We start from the raw sequence: 25,777 nt of genomic DNA on the forward strand, positions 1-25,777 counted from the left end.
AAATTTTGTCAAAATTTTTAGTCATACAGAGCGACACGGCGACACAGCTTGATAAATACCCCAAAACAACAAAACACGCAGATTTAAAAAATAGCTTTTATTAAAAATCCAATACTTGCTCTCAAAAAAGCAAAAATCCCCGCCACAAATTTACCACAAATCTACCCCCGCAAATCTATCCCACAAATCCCCTTTCACAAATCCCCTCACTTATCCCCGAAAAATTTCTTAAAAAACCCCGCTTTATTTACCTGCTTCACACGAGAAATCGCCAAATCCCCGCTCTTTATGTCATTTGTGATAGTAGAGCCAGCCGCGATAAGCACGCTAGATTCGACATTCACAGGGGCGACTAGCTGCGTATCGCTACCGATAAATACATTTTCCCCCACACGCGTTTTGTGCTTTGCTTTGCCATCATAATTGCAAGTGATGACGCCAGCTCCCACATTGCTTCCCCTCCCTATCTCACAGTCCCCTAGATAGCTTAGATGCCCAGCTTTCACCCCGCGCAAATCCGCAGCCTTTGTTTCCACAAAATTCCCTATATGCGTAGAATCTATCACGCTTTTTGGGCGGATATGTGCAAATGGTCCAATATCACTAGAGATGATTTTGCTAGATTCTACCACGCTGTGAGACTTGATGATACTATCTTTGATTAGGCATTTTCCTTTGATTACTACGCCATTTTCTAGCTCGCACTCCCCTTCAAACTCCACACCCTCTTCGATATATATGCTACTTGGCAAGTGCATTATCACACCATTTTTCATCGCTTCATTGCGCAATATTTCTAGCTTTTTTTCCTCTGCCTTTGCTAGCTCGTTTTTGGTATTTACCCCCATAAACTCATCTCTACACCCCTCAAACGCCCCGATACGCACGCCACTTTTTCGCGCTAGTGCGATGACATCTGTGAGGTAGAATTCTTTTTGAGCATTGTCATTAGAGATTTTGGGACAAAACTCGCTCAAAATCTCTCTATCAAACGCATAGATTCCAGCATTTACGATATTTAGGAGTTTTTCCTCCCTAGTGCAGTCTTTTTCCTCTACTATGGCTTCGATAGATTTTCCCTCAAAGATTATGCGTCCATAGCCTTGTGGATTTTCTAGCTTCATCGTGCTTATGGTGATTTTGGTGTAGGCTTTGGCAGAGGCGTTTTTGGCAGTGCAGTCGCTAGCGTCTTGCAAGCTAGATTTTGCTAGATTTTCTATGCTTGTCTTTGTGATAAGCGGTGTATCGCCATTTAGCACCACCACACGCGGATATGCAAAGTCTATGATTTTTTTGCCCTCACTGCCCAAATCACATTCGCTTTCAAAAAACGCCCCGCCTGTCCCGGGGAACTCTCTATGATTTTGTATGTGAAATGTTAGATTTCCTTTTAACTCGCCACTTTTTAGGCACTCTTGCAGGTAGGATTGTATCATTTCCCTTTGATGATATAGCACGATATGCACATCTCCACTCACAGCTAGTGCCTCACGGACGATATAAAAAATCATCGGCTTGCCACAAATACTATGCAATACTTTTGGCTTAGATGAGCGCATACGAGTGCCAGCTCCAGCGGCTAAAATCATTACCGAAAAATCCATATCTATCCCTTATCTTTTTAGAGTTTTTGCAAAATCCCACGCGACAAATCGCAAAATCCACGCGCAAAAGTTATAAATCCACAAATTTTAGCATTTTTTTATCAATTAGCATTATTTAGCTTTTTTGGCAAGTAGCTTTTTGGCAAACGCTAGATTTTGCACAGCTCGCACTCGCTGTATTTTTTATATTTTTGTTTAACATTTAATTCTTTCTTAAGCTATATTTATTTACCATTTGTTTATTTTTTGCCAAGTAATTGTCAAAACCCAAAACTACAAAAAGGAATCTCACAATGAAGCAAGCGATACTCGCTAAAAGAAAATCTCTAATCACTCTCTCTCTCTCTCTCTCGTTTTAGGGCTACCACATTTTGCGTATGCGGGCTATATCACCGTATGGCAGCAGCCAAGCGTTGATGCAAGCAGGCTACTAAATTCTCCATATCGCATTCAAGTAACAGGAAATGCTTTATATTATCGATTGAGTGGTGCTACCACTTGGGTTACCGCGCCGAATAATTCCGCTCTCATAAGTGCCGTAGGCAACAATTGGGCAGAGTTTGTCATAGTCGAGCAAAATATGGAATCAATCACGCTAAAAAGACAGCAACGACCAAATACTATTCAGTATTTTACAGGGCGATTTGGTGGGTTTAATTTCCGCTCTGGCACGACACAAAGTTTTACCATAGAGCAAGATGGCGAATTAAATTCTGGCTTTGCAGGTAGTGGAGGGCTTACACAAGGATTTGAGAGTGGTGCTTCACTTATCGTGCAATCCCCCGCCACTATAAACACTATGACAAATAGTGGCACAATCCGAACCAAAACCCTCATATACGGCACTATAAATACCCTAGAGCAAAAAGGCGGACTAATCAACGATTTAGACATACAAAGTGGTGGCAAAATCAATACTTTGAATTTAAGTGGCGGAAGTATCCCAACCCTTAGCATAAGCTCTAGAGGCACGCTAAATACCCTAACCATAAGCGGTGGCGCACTAGGAAATCTAAACATAAACGCCGATGGCTCTCTAAACACTCTAACCGTGAGTGGTGGCACATTCCAAAATCTAAACCTAAATGGTGGCTCGCTAGGACATATCAGTGGTAATGGCACGATACAAAACCTAAATCTAAATAACTTCTCTATCCGCCTTGCTAGCACGGCAAGCACTTGGAATCAAGCAAATGACACAGACTATACCAAAAAAGAACATCTCTATGTGGATAGCACAGGACCTGCGATAACCAATGTAAATGGAAGTGTTGTCGTAAGCCTTGCTCAAGGTGGCGAGCGCGACAAAACCTACAACTATAATAGTATCGTTACAAATAGTAAGGGGAATGGAAAATTTAATTCTCGCAATGTGCTAGCTGCACCCGGACTAAACATAATCCACAATAGAGACGGCGGGGTAGGATTTTCTCTATCCCCAGATGTAACCACAAGCTATGGTGCTGCTATACTAAAAAATATCACTCTCTCATTTATGCGCCGCGCCACGATGACACAAAATATACTAGACTCTATGACTACAAAGAGCTTTAGGGCGAACTACAAAGCCGAGCAAGACACCGAGTATAAAATGCTAAAAGATGATATGGCTCGCCTTACAAATCGTAGCTCCAAATACTCCAAGCAACAAAAACGCGACCAAAAACAGCTAGATAAAATGCGTGATAAACTCGCAAAAAATACATTGCGACAAAGCAAAGGAGTAAATCTAACAAAAGGCTACAACACTTATGAGCTAATAGACCAGCTTGATAGAATGTTTATCTCCTATGAGAGAGAGCGAAATACGCGGGCGTTTATCCTGCCTTATGGCGCGCATAGCGCCACTCTAGGCGATAGCACAAGTGCCACCACAGAGTGGGCAGGTGGCGCAATAGTTGGTATCCAAAAAAACTTGCAAGGCAAAGGCGTCTTTGGTGGCTATCTAGGCTATGAGTTTTCAAACCTTGATAACAAACTCACTGCCACAAATATCAATATCCAAACAAATAGCCTACAAGTAGGTGCAAATCTGTTTAAGACTTATCCATTTAGTAGCAAACCTGCAGAATGGTATCTCAAATCTAGCTTACACGCTAGCCTAGAAATGCCTCATCTATCATTCATAGCACTTGGAGCTACGCAGAATTTCAAACCACTTGCTTACTCACTAGGAGCAGATATTCGCGGTGGGATAACACACTTTTTTGTGAAGAAAAACTCCTATATCTCGCCTGAAGTCGGGCTAAGCTATGATATGCTAAGTCTAGATGGCTTTAGGATAGAATCCACAAATGAAAGCTATGGCAGGCATTTTTGGCATTTCCCACAACTAATGGCAAGTGTCAAATACTACAAAAGCTGGAAAAATACCTTTAAAACTAGCGCGACAATCGGCGCAAAATACAATATCTTACACAATCTAAACAAAGCTAGCTTCTCTTACGCGGGTAATAATGACACTGCGGTAATCCCACTGCCACCACTCTATGCAAATCTAGACTTAAGCGCGATATGGGTATTGCAAAAAAATAGCGAACTTAGCCTAAACTACACAGGCGTATTTTTCGCTGGCTTTAGCTCTCAAGCTAGCAGTGGCGTAAGCACGGCATTTTCATTGCGCTTCGCGCATTGGTTTTAGGGCTTGTGTGATTTAGGGGTTGCGTGATTTTGGAGGGGGTTTGGGGATTGTTTTTGGGGGTGTGTTTTGGGTTTATGGGTGGATTTGGGTGGGTTTATGATTATTTGGGTAAGTTTGGGATTTAAAAGCCCTCTCCCTTAGAGTAACCGTGCTTTTTGCCACTTCGTGTGTGAGGAGGACAAAAGCCCCCTCCCTCTGCGGAGGGGGTTTGGGGGTGGGTAAGTCTTGCGTCTTTGAGCGTTGATTTTGTATTATGTGCTGACTTTGCGTCATTGCGAGAATCGCGTAGCGATTCGTGGCAATCCACCACACCGTCATTGCGAGGCAGTGGCTTTAGCCACAACGAAGCAATCCATTTCTTTACTTTTGTAGATTACCACGCTCGCTTCGCTCGCTCACAAAACAAGCGTAGCGCAGTTTCTTTAGAAAACAAGCGTAGCGCAGTTTCTTTAGAAAACAAGCGTAGCGCAGTTTCTTTAGAAAACAAGGCGTAGCCGAAGTTTCTTTAGTAATGACAGAAGTGTTTGTGTTTGCCTTGTTGATAATGGGGGCATTTGCATTGCTAGCAGTTGCGTTTTTGTCGCTAGCAGTTGCTGACTTTGCTTAAGAAGCATAGGTGGTATCTACCCACCCCCAAACCCCTCGTGCTAAGGGAGGGGGAATAAGTAGAGTTGCCACCTACAATAGAGTAGGGAATTACATTATGCCTACTCGCAATAGAATCAACATTGCCATACCGCTTCATTTCGTTGTCATATTGAGGTTTCTATAAGAAACCGAAATATCCAAAGGATTTTGCACATTTGCGTTTGGATTTTTGGATATTCCACTTTGCTTAAGTATGACAAACTGCGGAGTTTGCTTTTCCTAAAGCCTACTCGTGCTAAGGGAGGGAGGATTTATGGTTTTACCCTCTTTAAATTCAATTATGGATTGCCACGACTTGATTTCCTCAAGTCTCACAATGGCGAAACTTCGTCTTATAATATCGGTGTGGTGGATTGACGAATCTGCTAACGCAGATTCTCGCAATGACGATTGTGTTGTCATTATGCCCACCTGTTTTATCATATTGAGCTGCATTGACATTGTCATATTGAGGTTTCTATAAGAAACCGAAATATCCAAAATCTCCCTCAAGTTCGCTAAAACTCCTAACACCCTCTCATTCTCACACCACAACACCAACACAACATCAACACACTCTAATCCCCAAACAATGAACTATAAAATCACACTTATCCACTCTAAACCCTCCAACTCCAATCCTCTCACTACCCAACTATTTAACCCCCTCTAACTTCAACACTTTAACTTCAACCCTCTAACCCCTCTCTACACTCTCAAACTCCCCTCACATTCACTCACTCTCTAGCACAAATCCCACTTCCACTATATTACATACCATCACTCTCCCTCACTCTCCCTCACTCCCTCACTCCCTCACTCACTTTCTAACCCTCACTCTACATTCTCTCTCGCACAATAAAATATCCAAACAAAAACACCAATCCCCATACTACCACACTAAAATTCAATCCCTCACATTCTCTTTTTATACTCTCTCCCTAGCACTTTTTCTTATTAGCATCATCTAATATTGCTTTAGCGATATTAGATACACTTGTAGAGATTTGTGAGCTAGCATTTGCTATGCTTACATTTTCTTGGGTTACAGATTCTAGGTTTGTTATGGTTTCATTGATTTGAGCGATTCCAGCCGTTTGCTCTTTTATAGATTCTGCCATATCATTGATTGATTGCACAAGTAAGTTTGTATTTGCTTCAATCTCTCCTAGTGATTTACCTGTGCGCTCTGCTAGCTTTCTCACTTCATCAGCCACAACGGCAAATCCTCTGCCGTGCTCACCAGCCCTAGCTGCTTCAATAGCTGCATTTAGTGCAAGTAAGTTTGTTTGGTCTGCTATATCTCTTATGATTCCTATGACATTTCTAATGTCTTCTGTTTGGTTAATCACTTCATTACTTCTTGAGGATACATTTTGCATAGATGAAGTGATTTCCTCTACTGCTGTTGCTGTTTGCTCTAGACTTGAGGCTTGAGAGTTTGAGCTTTGAGTAAGAGAAGCTACTGCTTCTTCAAGTTTATCACTTTGCTCATTAAGAGAGTTTGCAAAGTTTAGTGAAGTCTTTAGCATTTTTCTTACTTCTGCACCTAGTGTATTTGTAACGACTTCTACGCGTCCTTTTGGATTTGCTACTTCAGTAGTAAAATCTAGCTTTGTATAGCTATCAAATACACGATTGATTTCGTTTAGGTCTGTGCCCACAGCTGTATTTATCCCATTTATTAGATTATTTACAGAATCCCTTAGTGCATTTAGCTGTGGATTGCTACCCTCTAGTGAAATGCGTCTATCTATCACACCACTTGATTGAATATTGCTTATGACTTCTAGGGATTGCTTGACTAGGGCTGCGTCTTTGTCGATTGATACTTGGGATTTTTCTATGTTTTCATTGATGATTTGCCCCATTTTGCCTAGCTCATCTTGAGCGCGGATTTTTATGGTATGCACCTCATTTCCCTCGTGATTAAGGTATTTAAAAAATGAATCAAGCGTGTTTAGGATAATAGGCAAGCGCATAGCGATATTTTTTTTGACAAAGAAAAATAGCACTACCATAATGATAGCAAGCACCACCACAGAGACAAAAAATATGAGTTTTTGGAGATTATATAGTGGCTCTAGCACCATTTTTTTGGGCGCACTTACCACGATAGAGTAAGAAGAGCCATCGCTGTTTTTAAAAGAACTCACACTGATATAGCTATCTACACCTCCCAAAGTCTTATAATCATCAAAGATTTTGTCTTGGGATTGCTTTATGGTGTCATAGACTTTTTGGACTTTTGGAGATTTGTTTAAATCAAAGTAATTCTCTAGCACGATTTTGGAGTTTGTATGCACGGTAATTGTTCCATTGCTATTTACTAGCATTTTATCTTCGCCTACAAAATTTCTAAGACTTGGGTCAAGTATATAATCCCCCAAAATCGCAGAATCAATGATAAATCCTATCGCGCCTATGATTTTTTTGTTTGAGTCAAAAATCGGTGCAGCGACATTCACACCGATTAGGTTGCCACCGACATTGATATTTTTTGGCTCACCAAAATTTACCAACTCTTTGCCATAGCTAGATTTTAGGGCTTTTTGCACGCTTGATAGCCCCACAATAGCACTATTTGCTTTTTGTAGCTTAAGCCCGCCGTGCGCTTTCATATTTTCATCTTTATAAAAAATCACAAAATCCCCATTTTGGCTTGTGAAATTGGAATTTTTATTGCGAAAATTACTTGGGGGATTTGTCAAATAAATATAGCCATAAGTAGCATAAGATAGATTGTCAAGAGCGTTTGTGAGAGTGTCCTCAAAAATCGTAGGGTCAATCTCATAGTAAGGTATGAGATGTAAAATATCCTCTAGGTTTTGCACCGAAGCAGATAGCATAGAGCTAGATTCTCCAAATGCGTTTGCCACAAAATCCGCGTTTCGCGCAGAAGCGTTTGCGATGACTTGCTCGGCACTGATTTTCATCGTCTCACTTAGGCGAAACGATACGATTAGCACAAGGGAAATAATCCCAAGCGCAACGACACCAAAAACAAATGATACGATTTTTGCTCCAATAGAGAGATTGGAAAACAGCTTCATAGTCAGCCCCTTTTGTTTGGAAATTTGTATAAAAAGCGCAACTCCTACACTAAACCCGACCAAAATGTATCCAAACTATATCGGTAAAGAGTGGCAAATTTATATAAAAAATGCACATAAGTTTGCATAAATAAACACTAAAATAAAACTTGGTAAAAATATTTTTAACTTAAAGATTTTGTGGAGTTTATCTGTGTGAAGAATATATTTTTAAAAATCTTTTTTTAGACAAAACTTTAATTGCGATTAAAATCTTTTTAAGAATATTTGAGTTACTATACGCATTTATTTTGCATATAATTCTTACTTTTCTTAAAAGCATAGAAATAATGAGAGTGGCAAAGTAAAAATGCAAAAAAATTATGCAAAAAAAATTGTGTGTAAATGCGCATAAATGCGTGTGTGAAATGTGTGGAATGTATAGAGTGTGTAAAAAAGGTTTTTTATGAAAAATATTCAAAAAGTGTTTTTGCTTGCAAGTGTAATGAGTGCATTTACAAATCAAGTGATATTTGCTAGTGAAGTTGCTAGTAGTGAGATTGTTGGCAGTGGGATTACTAGAGAGATTGCATCCGCTGATAACGAGAGAGAGAGAGAGAGAGAGTAACTCCCGCGCAATCCCTACGAAGTCTTGGCAAGTAAATTCTAGCGATTCTATCAAATCCAAAAAGAGTGATTCTGCAATATATGATTCTAAAGCACAAGATTCTAATACACACTATACAAAATCAAAAGAGCTAAAATCACAAGATTTACAAGCAAAAGACTTAGGCAAAGTAGTAGCCAAAGGATACAAGGACAATGGCACTCAATCTAGGGAGCGATACCAAAGCAGTGCAGGAGAAATCTCACGCAGTATGCTAGAATCTAGCCCAAGTGGAAATGGCGATATAGGCTCAATTCTAAGGATTTTGCCAAATGTGCAATATGACAACGGCCAAAATCGCTCTACCGCACAGGGCGAAATCGACCCTGCAAATATCAGCATTTCAGGTGGACTTTTTTATCAAAACAATTTCCAACTTGATGGCTTCAATGTCAATAACGACCTCACTTCAAATCTCACTAGCGATAATGGCGTAAATGGCACAGGAGCGAAAAATCCGCGCTCCCAAGCCTTTAGTATCGATACTTCCTTGTTAGAATCTATCATCGTGCAAGATTCTAATATCAGTGCGAGCTATGGTGGGTTTAGCGGTGGGGTGGTGGAGGCAAATGTGCGCAAACCACGCAAGGAAATGAGCGGAATCAAGGGCTGGCACGCAAATATTAGCTATCAATTCACACAAGGCAATGCACGCGGAATCTCCCTCACACACTATCATATCGACCCCTCCATAGAATCAAACTTCCTAAATTCTACAAGCGAATACTATCACCCATACTTCACTAAGCACTTAGTTCGCGCTTCACTAGAGGGCTATGCCACCAAAGATTTAGGAATCATCGCTAGTTTTTCCACCACGCAGAGCTTTATCCCCACTTTTGTGGCAAACCCTCTTACCAACACAAGCGGGCAAAATGCTGGGGACAAAAAAGACCAAAAACGCCAATCCTACAACTACTACATAAAAGCCTACTACAACCCAACCCAAAATCTAACCATAGAGGCTAATCTAGGCTATATGCCACAATATAATAGCTATTTTTGGAGTGGTGGAGCGTATAATGCGGACTATGTCGCGCAAAGCGGGGGCGCTCAAGCTGGCATAAAGGCAATGTATCAAACGCCTATCGGGCTATCTACCACCACGATAGGCTACTCATACATAGATAGTGAGCGAAGTGCTGATTCTAGATATACTTATTATGCACTTTGGTTTGTAAGCGATACGGTAGATTGGGCTCGTAGTGATACAAATTCTGCGTCTATCTACACTGCGGCAAACTATGGCAATATGCGACAAAATTCACATATCCCCACACTAAAGAGTGATTTTTTGTTTAATCCTATTGTTGTGTGGCGCACCACGCACAATTTTTCACTTGGTGCAGAAGTGTCCTATCAAAAAGCTACAAGGCAGAGGCTATCGCCTTATGTGCAATTCGCAAATGACAATAATATCCCTGTGCCATCAACCACTCCTTGCCCCACCACACCTGATAATCTAGGGCTTATCGCGTGTATGAACGGCAAGCCAACTTTCAACCCCAACACCACTATCTACCGAAATAACCAAACATATCAAGTCTACGCCCAAAACTCAAGAAACGAGCAAGTAAAATCCCAACACACAGGAGCAAACTCTTGGGCAAACTATGATAGCGCGGTGGCACAATACTTCAATGTCATCACGCAATATTATGGAGCAAACAAAATCACACTTGATAATGTCGCTTATGGTGCGTTTGTAGAAGATGATATGTCATTAGATTTGGGCAAATTTGGGGATATGAATGCGCGTCTTGGATTGAGATTTGATGGCGATAGCTATATGGATAAGCATACTATCGCTCCTAGATTTTCGCTTAGCTATGCCACCCCTACAAGCAAGCAGTGGCGCACCACACTTACCTTTGGGGCAAATCGCTACTACGGACGCAATCTTTTTTCATATAGATTCTTAGATTTTTCTGCGACTAGGCATTCGTATAAAAGGGATTGTGTGAGTTGTGATTGGGAGGAAATAGAGCTAAATACCGCGCTAAATCCTGCTTGGACTTCAAGCGTGAAATTTAGTAGCTTAAGGATTCCATATAGTGATGAGCTAATGGGAGGGATTTCTAACAATCTAGGAAAATTTAGCGTGGGACTAAAATATATCTTTCGCAATGGCAAAGATGAGATAATGCGCGTAAGCGCAAACGCGCTAAATCTGCCCGCACAAGAGGGCTACTCCACTAGCTACAATGTATGGAGCAATGAGGGAAAAAGCCAAAGTCATATCATCTCACTAATAGCGCAAAATCATAGCACTATTGAAACATTTGGAGTGAAGCACCACTATTTGTTTGCGCTAGATTGGACTCATAGCAAAAGGACTTACAATATCTTTGCAAATAGTGCTGATGATGAATACCTAAATGACCCTCTAATCATCTATGATAATGCACCTATTAGGTATAGAGATAGACCTGTGGATAATTTTGTGCGTCCTTTTAGCTTGCGACTAAGCACTACACATAGCTTCAATATAGGGAAGTTTAGGTGGCTATGGAACAATTTTTTTCGCTATCGCTCGCCATATAGCCGAATGGTAACGCTAACCACAAGCGCAAGCAACGCGGTGTTTAAGCAGTGGCAAGCACTCTATCCAAACATAGAGGGTGTGTATGTCAAAAAGAACTTTAGGGGGGCATTTAGCTGGGATATGCGACTAGGGTTTGAAGTGGATATGTGGCACAAAAATATTTTTTATGTGAATGTAGACATCTATAATGTCCTAAATGCTCGCAATGAAACAACTATAAGCCAATCAAGCGGAAACACAGGCTATGATATAGCAGGCTCTAGCTACACTTACGCAGTCTATGAAGTGGGACGACAATTCTGGCTACAAGTGGGGTATAAGTTTTAGCTAATATCTCTCCATAGCGATGACACCGCTACGCAAAATCTCTTTTGGCTTAAACTTGCTTAGGGCTTTTATGAGGCTTGTTATGCGGTGTGGTTTTTCGGTGGCTACGATGATTATGTATTTTTCATTGGCATTGGCGATTTTGCCATTATAAGCCCTAGCTAGTGCTTCAATCCCTGCCAAATCCTCATCAATCCCCACCTTGATAAGTGCTGTTTCTTTCTCTAGTAAATCATCATCATCGCTTACCTTTAGCACGGGGATAAGTTTGTGAAGCTGCTTGATAATCTGCTCTAGCACGCGAGAATCTCCCTCTGTGGCGATAGTGATTCGCGATAAATCACTATTTGGGATAGGTGCTACGGTTAGGGACTCAATATTATATCCTCTCCCTGCAAAAAGCCCTGAAACACGCGCTAGGACGCTATGCTCATTGACTACGGTTACACTTATGATTTTTCTTGCCTGCATTTTGAAAGCCTTTAGGTGTTTTGTGTGATTTATGCTAAATGTGTGCCAAAAATTATAAGGCATTATTGTATCGCAAAATCTAACTAGAAATCTCATAAAAATTTAAACAAAATATATTACAATTTTGCATTTTGTGTTTGCGTTGTGAAAATAATGCAAAGCCCAATCACAGAAGCTAAGATTTTGGATGCCAAGATTTTGACACTTTAAGATTTTGCACCAAAATCTAGCTTTTGTAAAATCTAGCTTTTGTAAGGAAAAAAATGTTTGAAACTCTAAGCACCTCTTTTAAAACCATTGCTTCCAAAATCCGCTTCAATGATGATGAAAAATCACTAAATCGCGCACTAGATGAGCTAAAAAAAGCCCTGCTAAAAAACGATGTCCACCACAAAGTAACCAAAGCCTTGCTAGAATCTATCGCGCTAAAAACCAAGCAAAAAGGCATAGGTAAGCAAAGTTTTTTGGACGCGATGAGTGAGAGCCTAACGCAGATTCTAACCACAAGTGGAAACTATGGCTTTGTGTATGCGCCTCGTCCGCCCACAGTCGTGCTTATGTGCGGATTGCAAGGTAGTGGCAAAACCACCACTAGCGCAAAGCTAGCAAACTACCTAAAAACTCGCAATAAAAAGGTGCTACTTGTGGCGTGCGATTTGGCTAGGCTAGCTGCAGTTTCCCAGCTAAAGATTTTGGGAGAGCAAATCGAAGTGGAGGTTTTCACACCCCAAAGCCTTGCGGAACAATCTAGCGAAAAAAATCTCACACCCCAAATCATCGCAAAAGAAGCCAAAAAAAGGGCATTGCAAGGGGGATTTGATGTGATGATAGTCGATAGCGCAGGACGATTATCAATCGATGAAAATCTAATGGACGAACTAGAAGCGATAAAAAAATCTATTGAGCCAAATGAAATCTTTTATGTAGCAGATTCTCTAAGCGGACAAGACGGCTTGCGTAGTGCGGAGGCATTTCATCAAAAGGTGGGCTTAAGTGGTGTGATTTTGAGCAAATTTGATAGCGATTCAAAAGGTGGAATCGCCCTAAATATCGCCTATCAGCTACAAATCCCACTGCGCTTCATCGGCAATGGAGAGAAAATCCCAGACTTAGACATAGCGATGCCAGATAGAATCGTATCTAGGCTTATGGGTGCGGGCGATATAGTATCTCTAGCAGAAAAAACCGCCGCAGTGATTGACGAAAAAGAAGCAAAAGACATTACCAAAAAGCTAAAAAGGGGGCAGTTTGGGTTTGAGGATTTTCTAGCACAAATAGAAAATGTCAAAAAATTAGGCTCAATGAGTTCTCTAGTCTCTATGATACCCGGTCTATCTCAAGTGGCAGGTGGGCTAAAAAATATCGATTTAGACAACTCCAAAGAGATAAAAAATATCCGCGCAATGGTAGACTCTATGACAAAAAAAGAGAGAGCAGATGTAAGCCTGCTAAATGGCTCAAGACGCAAGAGAATCGCACAAGGAGCGGGGCTAGAAGTCGCAGATATAAATCGCATTGTCAAGCAGTTTGACAACGCAGCAAAAATGGCAAAGCGATTTAGTGGCAAGGGTGGAATGCAAGAGCTAATGGGGCTTATGGGGCAAATGAAGCAAAGGCACTAAAATCTAAAAAATCTATGACAGCAAAAAACTAGCTCAATAAAGAATCTATATAGCTCATATCTGTGGTTTTCCTAAATGCGCTTGTTGTGCCATTTGGCGTGTTTTGCGAATTATCAAAGATTTCTACTTTTTCACAAAGTGGCGTGATTTTTTTTAGATTTTGTAGTGATTCTACATATCTTCTTTCTATTAGGTGTGGCTTTATGTTGTGCCCACCTTTTTTTACTCGCATTGCTACACGCTCTTTTGCAAGATTGACAGAATTTAGAGCTACATAATAAAGATAGATTTCATATCCAGCTTTTTTTAGTGTGTCAAATAGTGTGATTATGCTTTTTCCACAAAGTGTGGTTTCTTGATTAAAGTTTTGTTTTTGGGCTATGTAGCTTGTGCGGATTTTTAGGGCGATTTTTGAAGCACGAAATTGGTCTTTTTGCTCACGCCAATCCCCAAAAGAGCTTACAATTTCATCAATATTTATTCGCAGTCCAAAGTGCTTCCCTTGCTCTAGCTTATCATAATAAAGAGTGGTTTTGCCAGCACCATTTACACCTGCAAAAATATATGCCTTTGGCTTGTCATAGTTTTTATCATTTGGATTTTGACTTGATTGATTTATGATTTTACTCATTTTGATTGCCTTTTTTATAATGCAAATTACAAAATACACCATTATTATGTGCCTTTGTTTGCACTTGGCATTATAGCACAAATGCTATGCTTCAAATCGTGCGCAAAAGCACAAAATATATGCTTTAAAAAGCTAGTAAATATAGATTTTGATATAATGCAAAAATATGTGCAAAATACTACAAACAAAGGACACTAAATGCAAGTAACTCCACTAAAACCAATCACAAATGATGACTTAGAAAAGCTAGGACTTTCTTGGCACACAGATGCTGATAGCACACCATATATCGAGCCTGAAATGGTAGAGATAAGCGAGGAGGAAAGCGAGGCTTTTTATGAAGCGGGAAATGAGCTGTATGATATGTTTTGCGAAGCGGCGCAATATGTCATAGATGAAAAGCTATACTTCGAGCTAGATATACCAAACTCGCTAATTCCTATGATAGAGCAAAGCTGGGAGGAGGAGGTGCATTGGCATTTGTATGGGAGATTTGATTTTAGTGGCGGGCTAGATGAAAAGCCTATAAAATTGCTAGAATTTAACGCTGATACACCAACGCTACTATATGAAAGCTCTGTGATAGCGTGGGCTATGCTAAAGGCAAATGGATATGATGAAAACGCGCAATTTAACAATATCTATGAGGCATTGGGAGAGAATTTTAAGCGCATAATCACACTAGGAGAGGATACAGCTAGATTTAGCGAAATCTATGAGGGGTGGAAGATTCTCTTTGCAAGTGTGAAAGGAAATGCCGAAGAAGAAAAAACAACAAGATTTTTGCAAGAAATCGCGCAAAGTGTGGGCTTTGCAAGTGAATTTGGCTACATAGATGAAGTGAAGTTTAGCGAGAGTGAGGGGGTGTTTTTTAATGATGAGAACTACGAATTTTTATTTAAACTTTTGCCTTGGGAATCTATCGCCATAGATGAGCCAGAGCTAGCCCTGCTTATGCGCGGGATAATGCAAAATAAAGCAGGTATTTTTCTAAATCCTGCCTATACTTTGCTTTTCCAAAGCAAAAGAATGCTAAAGATTTTGTGGGATTTGTTTCCAAACCACCCATTGCTATTGCCTGCTAGCTTTGAGCCGCTCTCAAATAGTGGCGCAAATGGTGGCACAAAGCTAGCCCAAGTCAAAAAGGCAAGCTTCGGAAGAGAGGGCGGGGGAGTGGAGATTTTTGATGAGAGTGGAGCGACTTTGGCACAAAATATCGGTGAGTATGCCAACTTCAAGCCTGTGTATCAGGAGTTTTGCGAGCTAAATGAGCATAATGGATTTTACTATCAACCAAATGTGTTTTTTGCCTATGAATCTTGCGGGCTAGGATTTCGCAAAAGTGCCAAAAAAGGCAAAGAGGGGCTAATCTTGGATAACTATTCCAAATTTGTAAGCCACAGAATAGTTTAGGATTGTTTAAAAAGATTTGTTTGATTTTGACTTAGACATTATTTTGTGCACGGGATTTTGCTTGGAATCTTGGCTTAAATACTTGTCCAAATCGCACTTAAAATTGTCTAGTAGAGTAAAATGCTAAAGCTAATGGTGGATAAAGTTGAAATATTATGCAGAATCAAAAAGTAGGATTTCAAAAAAGAGAACCTAATTTTTCTTAGATTCCGCACTATTTTGAAATCCCAAATAGGTAAAAATAAGTAAAACGCTATCAAAATCTAAACCCCCCTCCAAACAAACACTAATGCAATTCAGCCCATATTTTGCGCTTCCAAAGATACGCAAGCACTGCCATAATGCCAAAGAATAGCATTATTTTCCAGCCTAGCGATTCTCTTTGCTCTTTCTTAGTGTCTCCCACTTCATTTAGATAGTTTATGACTTTTTCTTCAGCTTCTTTTGTAAGCCCTAGTCGTGGCATAGAAGTGCCGGGCAGAAGTTTTTGTGGGTCATTCATAAATTTATATAGATAGTCCTCGCCGCGCGCACGAATCATCATAGACAAATCAGGCGCACGCGCTCCTAAGTATCTCTCCAAATCATCAGTGCTAGAGTTTGAGCTCATATAGAAGTAGATATATGAGCGAGCACCCAAGTAGCGGTTCAAATCGCCGATGACACTAGGTGAAGTGAGCTTGTCATAATTCACACTATGACAGCGCAAACAAGCCTGCTCAAATACTTCTTTATCACTGATTTCTTTTGGTGCGATAGAGGAAAGATATGCCACGATATTTCCTATCGCCTCATCTCCTAGCCAATCGTAGCCTGACATAGGATAGACTAGGTCTTCTTTGTGCCATAGCTTAGAAGCAAGGATAGGGTTTTTGATAAAGTGCGCCAAAAAGTTGTGGTCTAGCACAGCTGCCACGGTAGATAAATCTGGCGGGATAACACCATAGGCTTGAGAGACTTCCTCATCGCTTTGCTCTGTGCTGCGAGCAGCCAAATCAGGCTGGGACTTCACAGTGTGGCAGGAGTTGCAGTTTTCTACAAAGATTTGCTTGCCCTCCTCTGCATTGCCATTTTTTAAGTCCATCTTGCTCCAAAATCCATCAAGATTTGCTAGATTTTCTTGCGCTTTATCTAGCTCTTTTTGCGCTCGTTCTATGTTTAGCTGATTGCCACTTTTTTGTGCAGATTTTAGGTTGGCATCAGCTTTTTTGACTAATTGCTTTAAGTCAAAGACATCATTTTTGCCACTTGCAACAAAGTCAAATTCTGCAGGAGCGACTTTTGGGTGCATAACGCTATGTGCCAAAGGCTCCACACCCCAATAAATCACGCCAATCACAATCACTACAATGACTAAAATCTTTAATTCTCTCATAGCCCACCTCCTTGCGTAGCTTTACGCTCTTTGATAGTGATATAGGGCAGTGCGACAAAGATAAGGAACAAAAATCCAATAGAAGCCACACAACCTATGTAGGTGTTTATCCCCTCTGGTGGGAGCTTGCCATAGACGGTTAGCACGATTAAATCTATGATAAGTAGCCAAAACCATACAAAGTAAGCCTTGCGTTTGTGGGCTGGCTTTACCACAGGGCTTCTATCAAGCCAAGGAAGTAGCAAAAATACCACTTGTGCCACACCAAATGCTGCAAGTCCTATGTCGCTAGCTTTTATCGGTCCCACATTAAAGAAAAATCCACGCAACACTTCATAGCTCCACAAGAAATACCACTCAGGATAAATATGTGTAGGAGTTTTTAGAGAATCTGCTGGGTCAAAATTCACAGGGTCCATAGCAAAATCAAAGTGATAGCACACAAGGTAGAAAAATAGCACCATAAACGCACATACCACAAAAATGTCTTTGGACATAAACACAGGCCAAAAAGGAATAACTTTGGACTCTGCTCTTTTGCCCTCTTCGTATTTTTTTGCTTCTTCCTCGAAGTTTATCTCTTCGCCATCTTGGTTATTTACATGGGGGAATCGTAGTGAATAGAAGTGAAATGCGATAAGTAGCATTATCACCACAGGCAATAGCACTACATGAAGCATAAAAAACCTTGTCAAAGTCGCATCGGCTACGACATAGTTTCCTCGTATCCACTCGACTAAATCATCACCAATAAATGGAATCCCCCCAAAAAGGTTGGTAATAACAGTAGCAGCCCAATAGCTCATCTGTCCCCAAGGCAACATATATCCACTAAATGCTTCCGCAGAAAATACCACAAACAGCAACATACCGCCTATCCACACCATTTCTCGCCCTTGCTTATACGAGCCATAATAAATCGCTACAAACATATGAATGTAAATAATCACAAACACCATACTTGCAGCTACTGCGTGTATATGTCGCCACAGCCAGCCAAACTCCACTTCTTTCATAATAGTGAAATTCACGCTATTAAACGCATAGTCCGTATCAGGCTTGTAATACATAAGCAAAAACAGCCCGCTTACCACAAGTAGCGTAAATAGCGTCAGCAAAAGCACGCCCATAGCCCAAAGGAAATTGATATTTTTAGGAATCCAATATTCCGTCATCATCACTTTGAGGAATTTATTTACACCAAGCCTTTTATCAAGCCAATCCATAAGTCCTTCTGATTTGTTAAAAGTCGCCATTTTCTCTCCTTTATGCTTTTAGCATAGCTTCATACTCGGGTCCAGAAACACCAAGCGTAAGCACTGTGCCTTCTACTTTAAATGGCGGAACATCAAATGGTCTAGGTGGTGGAGTGCCCTCGACATTTATGCCATCTAGCGTGAATCGTCCGCCGTGGCAGGGACAAAGGAAGCTTTTTTCATCGCTTTTGTAGAATGGTATGCAACCCAAATGAGTGCAAATCTGCAAACCAAGCGTATACACAGCATCGCCTATTTTGAAGTTTCGCTTCGCATCAAAGCCATCTTGAGCGTCTTTTCTAATGATAAACACAGGCTTACCACGCCACTCAACGCGAGAAAAATCCCCCTCTTTTAGTTCTGCCACATCTACGGTGGTTACACCAGCAGAAACAACGCTTGGGAGAGGGTCCCAAGTCTTTTTCACAGCGATTAGTGAAGCCACAGCACCCACAGCGGTAACGCCGCCTAGTGCCATACCCAAGAAATCGCGTCTTTTTACTTCAGCCATTGCGTTCTCCTTTTGCAAAATAAAAGGTTGATTGTAACGATAAACATTTAAAAGTCTTATTAAATAACTATAAAAATGCAAAAAAAACTAATATAAATTCATAATTTTGTCCTTTTTGAGAATAAAAAATAGCCACAAAAAATGCAAAAGTATCAGTAAATAGGCTTTTGTGCGACATTTGAGGGATTGTGCTTCGTTAAGAAACATTTGCCTAGCATCGTTAAATAATGTCGGGCTATGTAGCGTCTTGTTTTGTCGCATTTCACGCTACTTGTTTTAAGACTTTTCCAAAATCCTATCAATTTTGCTAAAAACTTATCTAAAAAATAAGAGAATGTATCTTTTTAGATATTTTTTTGCGCTACAATAGCGATTTTACCTTAAAAATTTACTATCCAAATAAGGAGAGCAAATGCTATACAAAAACCAAAAACACACAAAACAAGAATGCCAACAATATAAGCCTAATAAGCCTGCTTCTTTGGTATTGTCTTTGGAGTTTCTACTAGGAATGTCTGCCACATTGTGCAAAGCTATATTTGTAGGGCTTTTTGGAATGGCTGTGATATTTGGCGCGACAGGTTGCGCACTATTCCAAAAAGACAAAGCCATAAGCGAAGATATAGCAGATGATGACAGCCAAAGTGAGTCCACAGAAGACGATGATACAGAGCTAGATATATCAAAACTTGAGATTAAAAGCTCTGCAATACCACTTCCTAGCGGCAAACGATTAGCAGATTCTCGTCAAATAGCCACAGATGCAAGTGATGATGGATATGACAACTGCCCCAACCCTAAATACTTCCCCAAAAATCTAATCGCCCTAAAAAAGCTCATAAGAGATGAAAGTATAAATCTAGGCGAGATTGATACGAGCAAAATCACAGATATGAAGCGTTTGTTTTTTGACACAGAAGAAGACGAAAACGACCCAGATACCGAATACCTTATCCCACTTAGGTATGAGTTTAAGGGGATTGAGTGTTGGGATGTCAGCAATGTCAAGGATATGAGTCTAATGTTTAAGGGTTTGGAGACTTTTAATGAGCCACTAAATAATTGGGATGTCAGTAGTGTAGAGGTTATGATAGCTATGTTTGCAGGAGCAGAAGCCTTTAACCAACCGCTTGATAAATGGAATGTCAGCAGAGTTCGCTCAATGAAAGGAATGTTTTATGGTACAAAGGCGTTTAATCAGCCGCTTGATATGTGGAATATCCGCAATGTCAAAAATATGAATAAAATGTTTGAGAAAACTCCTGCCTATAAACAAAATTTGGACGCTTGGGGGGATAAGCTACGCCCCGATGCGATAATGAAAGATATGTTTAAAGATTCTGCCCTAGAGAAAAATCCACCAAAATGGCTCAAAAAATAGCGTTTCTTTAAAGCTATTTAGCATAGAAATATTTTGACTAGAATGTCTTTTCTAGTCAAAGCCAAGTGTAGCGATGTTTTTTCGCTAGATTTTTGTGGCATTTTTTGGTGTTTTTTACAAGTTTTTTTTTGATTGTATTGCGGAAGTGATTTCATAGATACTACAACTAGCCAAAACAACATTTAGCTAGCCTTATTTGGCAAGTCTAGTATTGCTTTATTAGCCTTTTTGCCTTACCTGCGATAGTGTTTTAAAAAACTTCAAAAACTAGATTCTGCTTTTTTATTCTAATTCGTTTTTACTTTATCCTAACTTTGTTTGGCTTGCTTAAAAACTTTGCTACGCAGATTTATCCCACATTCGCTTCACTTATAGTTTCACTCACTCGCACTCATCGCTTCACTTTGGGCGTGTGTGATAAGCGGGTCTATTATGGAATCTAGATTGCCTGATAGCATAATCTCCTCTAAGCTATACAGCGTGAGATTTATTCTATGGTCGGTTAGGCGATTTTGCGGGTAGTTATAAGTGCGGATTCGCTCACTCCTATCGCCACTGCCGACTTGCTCCTTGCGGTTTGCACCCTCTGTCTTTGCTTTGTTTTCTAACTCCATTTCATAGATTCGCGCTTTGAGGATTTTTAATGCCTTGTCTTTGTTTTTGTGCTGGGATTTTTCATCTTGCATAGAGACTGAAATGCCCGTTGGAATGTGCGTGATTCGCACCGCTGAATCGGTGGTATTGACACTTTGTCCGCCGTGTCCGCCACTGCGAAACACATCGATTTTTAAGTCATTTGGGTTGATACTCACTTCCACATCATCGACTTCGGGCATTATGGCGATGGTTACGGCAGAAGTGTGAATGCGCCCTTGCGATTCTGTCTCTGGGACGCGCTGCACGCGGTGTGTGCCACCCTCATACTTTAGGCGCGAATACACGCCCTCGCCCTTTATTAGCGCGATGATTTCTTTATATCCTCCTACGCTATTTTCGCTCGAGCTTATGATTTCAACTTTCCATTTACGCAAATCCGCATAGCGACAATACGCCTTGAATAAATCGCCCACGAATATTCCCGCCTCATCACCTCCTGTCCCTGCGCGGATTTCTAAAAATACATTTTTATTGCCATTGGGGTCTTTGGGGATTAGTAAAATCTTTATTTCATCTTCTAGCCTAGCTTTTGTCGCTTCTAGGCTTTTTAGCTCCTCTTTTGCGAGTTCGCCTAGCTCTTTGTCATCTAGCAGGGCTTTGCTCTGCGTGATGGAATCCAGCGTAGAAATGTATTGTTTGGCTTTTTGAGTGATTTCCTCTATGGAGGATTGCTCTTTGCTAAGTTCGGTTAGTAGTTTGACATCACTTAGGCTTGCAGAATCAGCTAGTTTTGAGCTTATTTCCTCGTAGCGAGAAATGATTGGCTTTAGCTTATCAAGTAGCATTTCTAAGATTTGCTCTTTTGGATTTTGTGCTAGATTCTGCGTACTGCGGAAAGAGATGAAGTATTACAAGATTGTGAAGTTACGCACTTAGTTTTTTTAGTGCGCTATTTAGTCTGCTTACCTTTCTAGCGGCAGTATTTTTTTTCAAAACACCCTTAGAGACAAATTTATGCAGCTCTTTGTTTGCGATTTTGAATGCTTCTTGGGCTTTTGTCGCGTCTTTGCTTTCTATGCTTTCTCGCACGGATTTTATGATATTTTTGATTCTAGTGCGATAGTAGCGATTGCGGAGCGTGCGCGTTTGTGTTTGTCTTATTCGTTTTTCTGCGGATTTATGGTTTGCCATAAGATTGTCCTTTTGGGAAAATTTAAACTGCGCATTTTACAGCAGTTTTGATTAAAATGAGTTTAATTGCCCCAAAAACATTACAAAAATAGTTGCAAAAATAGTGTAAGATTCTAGTTTGCAAACAATTCACAAACAAAAAGCAAGCCTAAAAAAGCAAGTGAAAATAGTGAAAATAGGGGAAGTGCAAAATCGCATAAAAAATTCTTTGGGAGTTTTTAGACAAATGACAAAAACCACAAAATCACAAAAACAAGCTCTTAAAAAAGTATTTGGCACAGATGGCGTTCGTGGCGAAGCGGGAGGTGTTATTACGCCTAGTTTATGCTTGCGTCTTGGCATAGCTGCGGGGCTATATTTTCACAACACACAAGACTCCAAAATCCCCTCAACCAATAAAATCCTAGTTGGCAAAGACACGCGGCGCAGTGGCTATATGATAGAAAATGCCTTAGTTAGTGCACTTACAAGCGTGGGCTATGATGTCATACAAGTAGGACCTATGCCAACTCCTGCGATTGCGTTTCTCACTGCTGATATGCGCTGTGATGCGGGGATAATGATTTCTGCAAGCCACAATCCCTATGAGGACAATGGCATAAAGTTTTTTGACAGATTTGGGCACAAACTTGATGAAAGGGCAGAATCTCACATTGAGGAGATTTTCCACTCGCCCACACTTTTTGACAATGCCTACAAAAAAGGCAAGTCTATCGGTAGCTCAAAGCGCATAGATGATGTCATCGGGCGATATATCGTTCATATCAAAAACTCTTTCCCAAAAGAGCTTACCCTGCAAGGACTTAGAATCGTTCTAGATTGTGCAAACGGCGCGGCATACAAAGTCGCCCCCACAATCTTTCGCGAGCTAGGTGCAGATGTCATAGTGCTAAATAACGAGCCAAATGGGTTCAACATAAACGAGCAGTGCGGGGCTATGCATCCTCAAAACCTAGCAAAAGCGGTGCTAAAATATCGAGGGGATATAGGATTTGGGCTTGATGGCGATGCAGATAGGCTTGTAGTCGTAGATGACAAAGGCGGTATAGTCGATGGGGACAACCTCATAGGTGCGCTTGGTGTGTATTTGCATTCTATAAATGAGCTAGAGAATTCCATAGTCATAGCCACACAGATGAGCAATCTTGCCTTAGAAGAATATCTACAATCCCAAAATATATCACTTAAGCGGTGTGGGGTAGGGGATAAGTATGTGTTTGATGCGATGAAAAAGCATAGCACAAACTTTGGTGGCGAGCAAAGTGGGCATATTATCTTTAGTGATTATTCCACCACAGGAGATGGTGTCCTAAGCGCGATACAGGTAATGGCACTTATCTTGCGCAAAAAGGCAAAATCCCACAAAGCCCTGCGTCCATTTGAGCTATACCCACAAAAACTGCTAAATATCAAAGTAACTTCAAAGCCACCACTAGAATCATTAAACGGCTATAAACAATTATGTGAGAAAATCACAAAAGCACATTTGCGCCCGCTTATCCGCTACTCTGGCACAGAAAACAAGCTAAGGATTCTCCTAGAGGGCAAGCAAATGAGTGTGATTGAAGAGATGAGCGCAGAGATAGAGACATTTTTCAAAGGAGCGTTAGGGTGAAAATCTCACAAAATACGACATTTTTTTCATATCTCCCCCCCAAATCCCCCAAAAAAGCTCCCCATTCCACTGCAAAAAGCAAAATCTATGGTTTCATAAAACTTATCCTTGTCATCATAGCCGTGATTGCCTGCGACCAATATGTAAAAGGCATTATCTTAGATGGATTTCGCTGGAGTAGCGAGATGATTTCTATCGTGCTTGTGTATAATGACGGCGTGGCTTTCTCTATGCTAGCAAGTCTAGGTGAATATCTCAAATGGCTTCAAATGGGATTTTTGCTAGCGATTTTTGCATACTTGCTTTTCAACAATGACGCAATGAAGCGGTATTTTTTGGGTATAGGGCTTATACTAGGAGGCGGGGTTTCTAATGTCATTGATAGATTTATACACGGCGCGGTAGTGGATTTTGTGCATTGGCATTATTGGTTTGAGTTTGCGATATTTAATGTCGCTGATGTGTGTATCGACATAGGCGTGGCTATACTTATGATTCAATGGCTATGGCTAGATAAAAAACACACTAGCAAAAGCCAAGAAGTCCTAAAATAAATTTTTTTTGATTACTTTGTAACCCAAAATTAAGCCAAACAACTTTATAATAATGCCTTATAAAATGTGTCAATCACAAGTATTGCGCCTGAATAACTCGTGTTTCTTTTTTTGGTGAGTCCGTTAATCGAAGTATTTTAGGCTTTGGTAGCGGTTTTTGTGTGTCGGTATTCGCGCCTGAAGCCTTTAAGTAGGCGAGTGTCTGCCGCCTAAGAGAATCCTCCAGCCTTATTTGTAGCTTGTAAGAGTGGGCTGCGCAAAGTTTAAGTAGCGGTTATTTGGGTGCTTTATTATACAAAATCTTAAAAAGGCTAATAATGTCAAGCAACCCCCCTAGCACTTCGCAATCCTATTCCGCGCAATCCTCTTCCACTTCCCAAAATCCCACAAATCAAAAATCCATACTCATAGTCGGCAATGGCGGCAGAGAATACGCGCTAGGCGAGCATTTGCGAAGTGATAAGCGGGTAGGGGAAATCTATTTTGCCATAGGCAATGCAGGCACAAAAACGCTAGGGCAAAATGTAGAGCTAAAAAGCAATGAGGAAATCACTACCTTTTGCAAAGAGAAGCAAATCGATTGGGTAATTATCGGTGGGGAGAGTGCGCTAGTGGCAGGGCTAAGCGATGAACTAGCAAAAGAGGGCATAAAGGCTTTTGGACCTAGCAAAGATGCTGCAAAGCTAGAGGGTTCAAAAGCGTTTATGAAAGATTTTTTATGTGAGTTTCAAATCCCAACTGCGAAATATATCCAAACAGACAATCCACAAGAAGCCCTAGATTTTGCACGCACGCTTACCCCTCCTATCGTAGTCAAAGCTAGCGGACTGTGCGCGGGCAAAGGCGTAATCATCGCCCAAACTTATGATGAAGCCAAGCAAAGCATACAATCAATGCTAAGTGGGAAAAGCTTCGGGGAAGCGGGCTTGCGTATCGTGGTGGAGGAGTATCTAGTAGGCTATGAGCTCTCTGTATTTGCAATCTGTGATGGAGAGGACTTTATCACTTTGCCCGCTTGTCAAGACCACAAGCAGCTTTATGACGGAGATAAAGGACCAAATACAGGTGGTATGGGTGCATACACACCGACACCGCTTTGCGATAAAACCCTAATGCAAAAAATAGAATCTAGGATTTTTGCCCCTACGCTAGAGGGAATGAAAAAAAGAGGCACGCCTTTTTGTGGGGTGCTTTTCGCAGGAATAATGGTGGTAGAAAAAGGGGGCGAGCTAGAGCCATATCTACTAGAATTCAATGTCCGCTTTGGCGACCCAGAATGCGAAGTGCTTATGCCACTTTTGCAAACGCCTTTGCTTGATATTTGCGAAGCTGTGAAAAGCAAAAACCTAAAAAATCTCCAAGTGAGTTTTAGCGATAAGCACTGCGTAGCAGTAGTGCTTGCAAGTCATAACTACCCCTTTGGTAGTAGCATTCCTCATACTATCAAAATCACTCCTTATGATGAAAATCTAGGGCGAGTGCATTATGCAGGAGTGAGTGAGAGTAGCGAGGATAAGGAGCATTCTATGCTAGCAAGCGGTGGTAGAGTAGCCCTAGCAGTTGGCATAGCAGATAGTTTGCCAAAAGCCCAAGCAAACGCCTACACAATCGCAAAGTCCATACAATTTGAGGGTGCAATATATCGCAAAGACATAGCAGATAAAGCAATCAAGCCTTAGGCAACAAACTTCGCCCAAAAATGCCAAAAAAACGCCAA

Annotated in this window: 21 protein-coding genes and 1 pseudogene; 9 read left to right on the forward strand and 13 right to left on the reverse strand. The window is 40.8% G+C overall.

Going from position 1 to position 25,777, the window contains the following annotated elements:
* Positions 1–206 precede the first annotated feature (206 nt).
* Positions 207–1,604: a bifunctional UDP-N-acetylglucosamine diphosphorylase/glucosamine-1-phosphate N-acetyltransferase GlmU gene (gene glmU / locus HMPREF2086_RS08580; RefSeq protein ID WP_023928385.1), complete on the reverse strand. Its 1,398-nt coding sequence runs from the start codon at positions 1,602–1,604 to the stop codon at positions 207–209.
* Positions 1,605–2,085: 481 nt separating this feature from the next.
* Here glmU and HMPREF2086_RS08585 point away from each other — a divergent pair, with 481 nt between their 5' ends.
* Entirely contained in the window at positions 2,086–4,245 is a 2,160-nt protein-coding gene (locus tag HMPREF2086_RS08585; protein WP_034561550.1) for an autotransporter domain-containing protein, read from the forward strand.
* Positions 4,246–4,366: 121 nt separating this feature from the next.
* On the opposite strand, the gene HMPREF2086_RS08590 is transcribed toward HMPREF2086_RS08585, so the two are convergent.
* From HMPREF2086_RS08590 to HMPREF2086_RS08595, 4 genes are all read right to left on the reverse strand, one after another.
* A complete protein-coding gene (locus HMPREF2086_RS08590; RefSeq protein ID WP_034561552.1) occupies positions 4,367–4,588 on the reverse strand; it encodes a hypothetical protein in 222 nt (73 codons plus the stop codon).
* Between the two features lie 240 nt (positions 4,589–4,828).
* Positions 4,829–4,990, reverse strand: a complete 162-nt coding sequence (locus tag HMPREF2086_RS11735; protein ID WP_156921330.1) for a hypothetical protein — start codon at positions 4,988–4,990, stop codon at positions 4,829–4,831.
* Positions 4,991–5,112: 122 nt separating this feature from the next.
* Positions 5,113–5,316, reverse strand: coding sequence for a hypothetical protein (locus tag HMPREF2086_RS11740; protein ID WP_148374516.1), 204 nt, complete (start codon positions 5,314–5,316; stop codon positions 5,113–5,115).
* A 497-nt stretch (positions 5,317–5,813) separates the two neighbouring features.
* Complete coding sequence (locus HMPREF2086_RS08595; RefSeq protein WP_023928387.1) at positions 5,814–7,925, reverse strand: methyl-accepting chemotaxis protein; 2,112 nt, start codon at positions 7,923–7,925, stop codon at positions 5,814–5,816.
* Positions 7,926–8,370: 445 nt separating this feature from the next.
* On the opposite strand from HMPREF2086_RS08595, the gene HMPREF2086_RS11745 reads away from it, so the two are divergent.
* Complete coding sequence (locus HMPREF2086_RS11745; RefSeq protein ID WP_023928389.1) at positions 8,371–8,532, forward strand: hypothetical protein; 162 nt, start codon at positions 8,371–8,373, stop codon at positions 8,530–8,532.
* The gene (locus tag HMPREF2086_RS08600; RefSeq protein WP_023928391.1) at positions 8,474–11,443 is read left to right on the forward strand and encodes a TonB-dependent receptor; all 2,970 of its coding nucleotides are present in this window, start codon (positions 8,474–8,476) and stop codon (positions 11,441–11,443) included. The genes HMPREF2086_RS11745 and HMPREF2086_RS08600 overlap by 59 nt, the downstream gene beginning before the upstream one ends.
* Here HMPREF2086_RS08600 and ilvN read toward each other — a convergent pair whose 3' ends face one another.
* Positions 11,444–11,914, reverse strand: a complete 471-nt coding sequence (gene ilvN / locus HMPREF2086_RS08605) for an acetolactate synthase small subunit (RefSeq protein WP_023928393.1) — start codon at positions 11,912–11,914, stop codon at positions 11,444–11,446.
* A 263-nt stretch (positions 11,915–12,177) separates the two neighbouring features.
* On the opposite strand from ilvN, the gene ffh reads away from it, so the two are divergent.
* Positions 12,178–13,536: a signal recognition particle protein gene (ffh, locus tag HMPREF2086_RS08610; protein ID WP_023928395.1), complete on the forward strand. Its 1,359-nt coding sequence runs from the start codon at positions 12,178–12,180 to the stop codon at positions 13,534–13,536.
* 28 nt (positions 13,537–13,564) lie between these two features.
* On the opposite strand, the gene HMPREF2086_RS08615 is transcribed toward ffh, so the two are convergent.
* Entirely contained in the window at positions 13,565–14,167 is a 603-nt protein-coding gene (locus tag HMPREF2086_RS08615) for an ATPase (RefSeq protein ID WP_084330402.1), read from the reverse strand.
* A 198-nt stretch (positions 14,168–14,365) separates the two neighbouring features.
* On the opposite strand from HMPREF2086_RS08615, the gene HMPREF2086_RS08620 reads away from it, so the two are divergent.
* Positions 14,366–15,580 carry a glutathionylspermidine synthase family protein gene (locus HMPREF2086_RS08620; protein ID WP_023928398.1) on the forward strand — a complete coding sequence of 405 codons (1,215 nt, stop codon included), beginning with the start codon at positions 14,366–14,368 and terminating at the stop codon, positions 15,578–15,580.
* Between the two features lie 766 nt (positions 15,581–16,346).
* Here the strand turns inward: HMPREF2086_RS08620 and HMPREF2086_RS12565 are convergent.
* The 4 genes and pseudogenes from HMPREF2086_RS12565 to HMPREF2086_RS11750 form a co-directional block, all read right to left on the reverse strand.
* A pseudogene (locus tag HMPREF2086_RS12565) lies at positions 16,347–16,955 on the reverse strand (c-type cytochrome); the annotation flags it as partial.
* Positions 16,952–18,211 carry a cytochrome b gene (locus tag HMPREF2086_RS08630; protein WP_023928401.1) on the reverse strand — a complete coding sequence of 420 codons (1,260 nt, stop codon included), beginning with the start codon at positions 18,209–18,211 and terminating at the stop codon, positions 16,952–16,954. The gene HMPREF2086_RS08630 and the pseudogene HMPREF2086_RS12565, both read right to left, overlap by 4 nt.
* 10 nt (positions 18,212–18,221) lie before the next feature.
* Entirely contained in the window at positions 18,222–18,722 is a 501-nt protein-coding gene (gene petA / locus HMPREF2086_RS08635) for a ubiquinol-cytochrome c reductase iron-sulfur subunit (protein WP_023928402.1), read from the reverse strand.
* Positions 18,723–18,809: 87 nt separating this feature from the next.
* On the reverse strand, positions 18,810–18,983 hold the full coding sequence (locus HMPREF2086_RS11750; RefSeq protein WP_156921331.1) for a hypothetical protein: 174 nt from the start codon (positions 18,981–18,983) through the stop codon (positions 18,810–18,812).
* Positions 18,984–19,134: 151 nt separating this feature from the next.
* Here HMPREF2086_RS11750 and HMPREF2086_RS11010 point away from each other — a divergent pair, with 151 nt between their 5' ends.
* Positions 19,135–20,103, forward strand: a complete 969-nt coding sequence (locus HMPREF2086_RS11010) for a BspA family leucine-rich repeat surface protein (RefSeq protein ID WP_023928403.1) — start codon at positions 19,135–19,137, stop codon at positions 20,101–20,103.
* Positions 20,104–20,480: 377 nt separating this feature from the next.
* Here the strand turns inward: HMPREF2086_RS11010 and prfA are convergent, their stop codons facing one another.
* Together prfA and rpsT are read right to left on the reverse strand one after the other, a co-directional pair.
* On the reverse strand, positions 20,481–21,545 hold the full coding sequence (gene prfA / locus HMPREF2086_RS08645; RefSeq protein ID WP_023928404.1) for a peptide chain release factor 1: 1,065 nt from the start codon (positions 21,543–21,545) through the stop codon (positions 20,481–20,483).
* Between the two features lie 79 nt (positions 21,546–21,624).
* On the reverse strand, positions 21,625–21,891 hold the full coding sequence (gene rpsT, locus HMPREF2086_RS08650) for a 30S ribosomal protein S20 (protein WP_023928405.1): 267 nt from the start codon (positions 21,889–21,891) through the stop codon (positions 21,625–21,627).
* A 226-nt stretch (positions 21,892–22,117) separates the two neighbouring features.
* On the opposite strand from rpsT, the gene glmM reads away from it, so the two are divergent.
* The 3 genes from glmM (at position 22,118) to purD (ending at position 25,739) form a co-directional block, all read left to right on the forward strand.
* A complete protein-coding gene (glmM, locus tag HMPREF2086_RS08655; RefSeq protein ID WP_023928406.1) occupies positions 22,118–23,506 on the forward strand; it encodes a phosphoglucosamine mutase in 1,389 nt (462 codons plus the stop codon).
* Entirely contained in the window at positions 23,503–24,060 is a 558-nt protein-coding gene (gene lspA, locus HMPREF2086_RS08660; RefSeq protein WP_023928407.1) for a signal peptidase II, read from the forward strand. Before glmM ends, lspA begins: the two co-directional genes overlap by 4 nt.
* A gap of 317 nt (positions 24,061–24,377) precedes the next feature.
* On the forward strand, positions 24,378–25,739 hold the full coding sequence (gene purD, locus HMPREF2086_RS08665; RefSeq protein ID WP_023928408.1) for a phosphoribosylamine--glycine ligase: 1,362 nt from the start codon (positions 24,378–24,380) through the stop codon (positions 25,737–25,739).
* The last annotated feature ends 38 nt before the right edge of the window (positions 25,740–25,777 follow it).

The organism is Helicobacter macacae MIT 99-5501, assembly GCF_000507845.1.
Classification (GTDB): Bacteria; Campylobacterota; Campylobacteria; order Campylobacterales; family Helicobacteraceae; genus Helicobacter_B; species Helicobacter_B macacae.

Excerpts from the sequence above, each read along its gene's own strand:
- glmU (WP_023928385.1), bottom strand. The coding sequence starts at position 1,604 with ATGGATTTTTCGGTAATGATTTTAGCCGCTGGAGCTGGCACTCGTATG.
- HMPREF2086_RS11735 (WP_156921330.1), bottom strand. The coding sequence starts at position 4,990 with ATGAAGCGGTATGGCAATGTTGATTCTATTGCGAGTAGGCATAATGTA.
- HMPREF2086_RS11740 (WP_148374516.1), bottom strand. The coding sequence starts at position 5,316 with ATGATAAAACAGGTGGGCATAATGACAACACAATCGTCATTGCGAGAA.
- HMPREF2086_RS08595 (WP_023928387.1), bottom strand. The coding sequence starts at position 7,925 with ATGAAGCTGTTTTCCAATCTCTCTATTGGAGCAAAAATCGTATCATTT.
- HMPREF2086_RS11745 (WP_023928389.1), top strand. The coding sequence starts at position 8,371 with ATGAAAAATATTCAAAAAGTGTTTTTGCTTGCAAGTGTAATGAGTGCA.
- ilvN (WP_023928393.1), bottom strand. The coding sequence starts at position 11,914 with ATGCAGGCAAGAAAAATCATAAGTGTAACCGTAGTCAATGAGCATAGC.
- ffh (WP_023928395.1), top strand. The coding sequence starts at position 12,178 with ATGTTTGAAACTCTAAGCACCTCTTTTAAAACCATTGCTTCCAAAATC.
- HMPREF2086_RS08615 (WP_084330402.1), bottom strand. The coding sequence starts at position 14,167 with ATGAGTAAAATCATAAATCAATCAAGTCAAAATCCAAATGATAAAAAC.
- HMPREF2086_RS08620 (WP_023928398.1), top strand. The coding sequence starts at position 14,366 with ATGCAAGTAACTCCACTAAAACCAATCACAAATGATGACTTAGAAAAG.
- HMPREF2086_RS08630 (WP_023928401.1), bottom strand. The coding sequence starts at position 18,211 with ATGGCGACTTTTAACAAATCAGAAGGACTTATGGATTGGCTTGATAAA.
- petA (WP_023928402.1), bottom strand. The coding sequence starts at position 18,722 with ATGGCTGAAGTAAAAAGACGCGATTTCTTGGGTATGGCACTAGGCGGC.
- HMPREF2086_RS11750 (WP_156921331.1), bottom strand. The coding sequence starts at position 18,983 with ATGCGACAAAACAAGACGCTACATAGCCCGACATTATTTAACGATGCT.
- HMPREF2086_RS11010 (WP_023928403.1), top strand. The coding sequence starts at position 19,135 with ATGCTATACAAAAACCAAAAACACACAAAACAAGAATGCCAACAATAT.
- prfA (WP_023928404.1), bottom strand. The coding sequence starts at position 21,545 with ATGCTACTTGATAAGCTAAAGCCAATCATTTCTCGCTACGAGGAAATA.
- rpsT (WP_023928405.1), bottom strand. The coding sequence starts at position 21,891 with ATGGCAAACCATAAATCCGCAGAAAAACGAATAAGACAAACACAAACG.
- glmM (WP_023928406.1), top strand. The coding sequence starts at position 22,118 with ATGACAAAAACCACAAAATCACAAAAACAAGCTCTTAAAAAAGTATTT.
- purD (WP_023928408.1), top strand. The coding sequence starts at position 24,378 with ATGTCAAGCAACCCCCCTAGCACTTCGCAATCCTATTCCGCGCAATCC.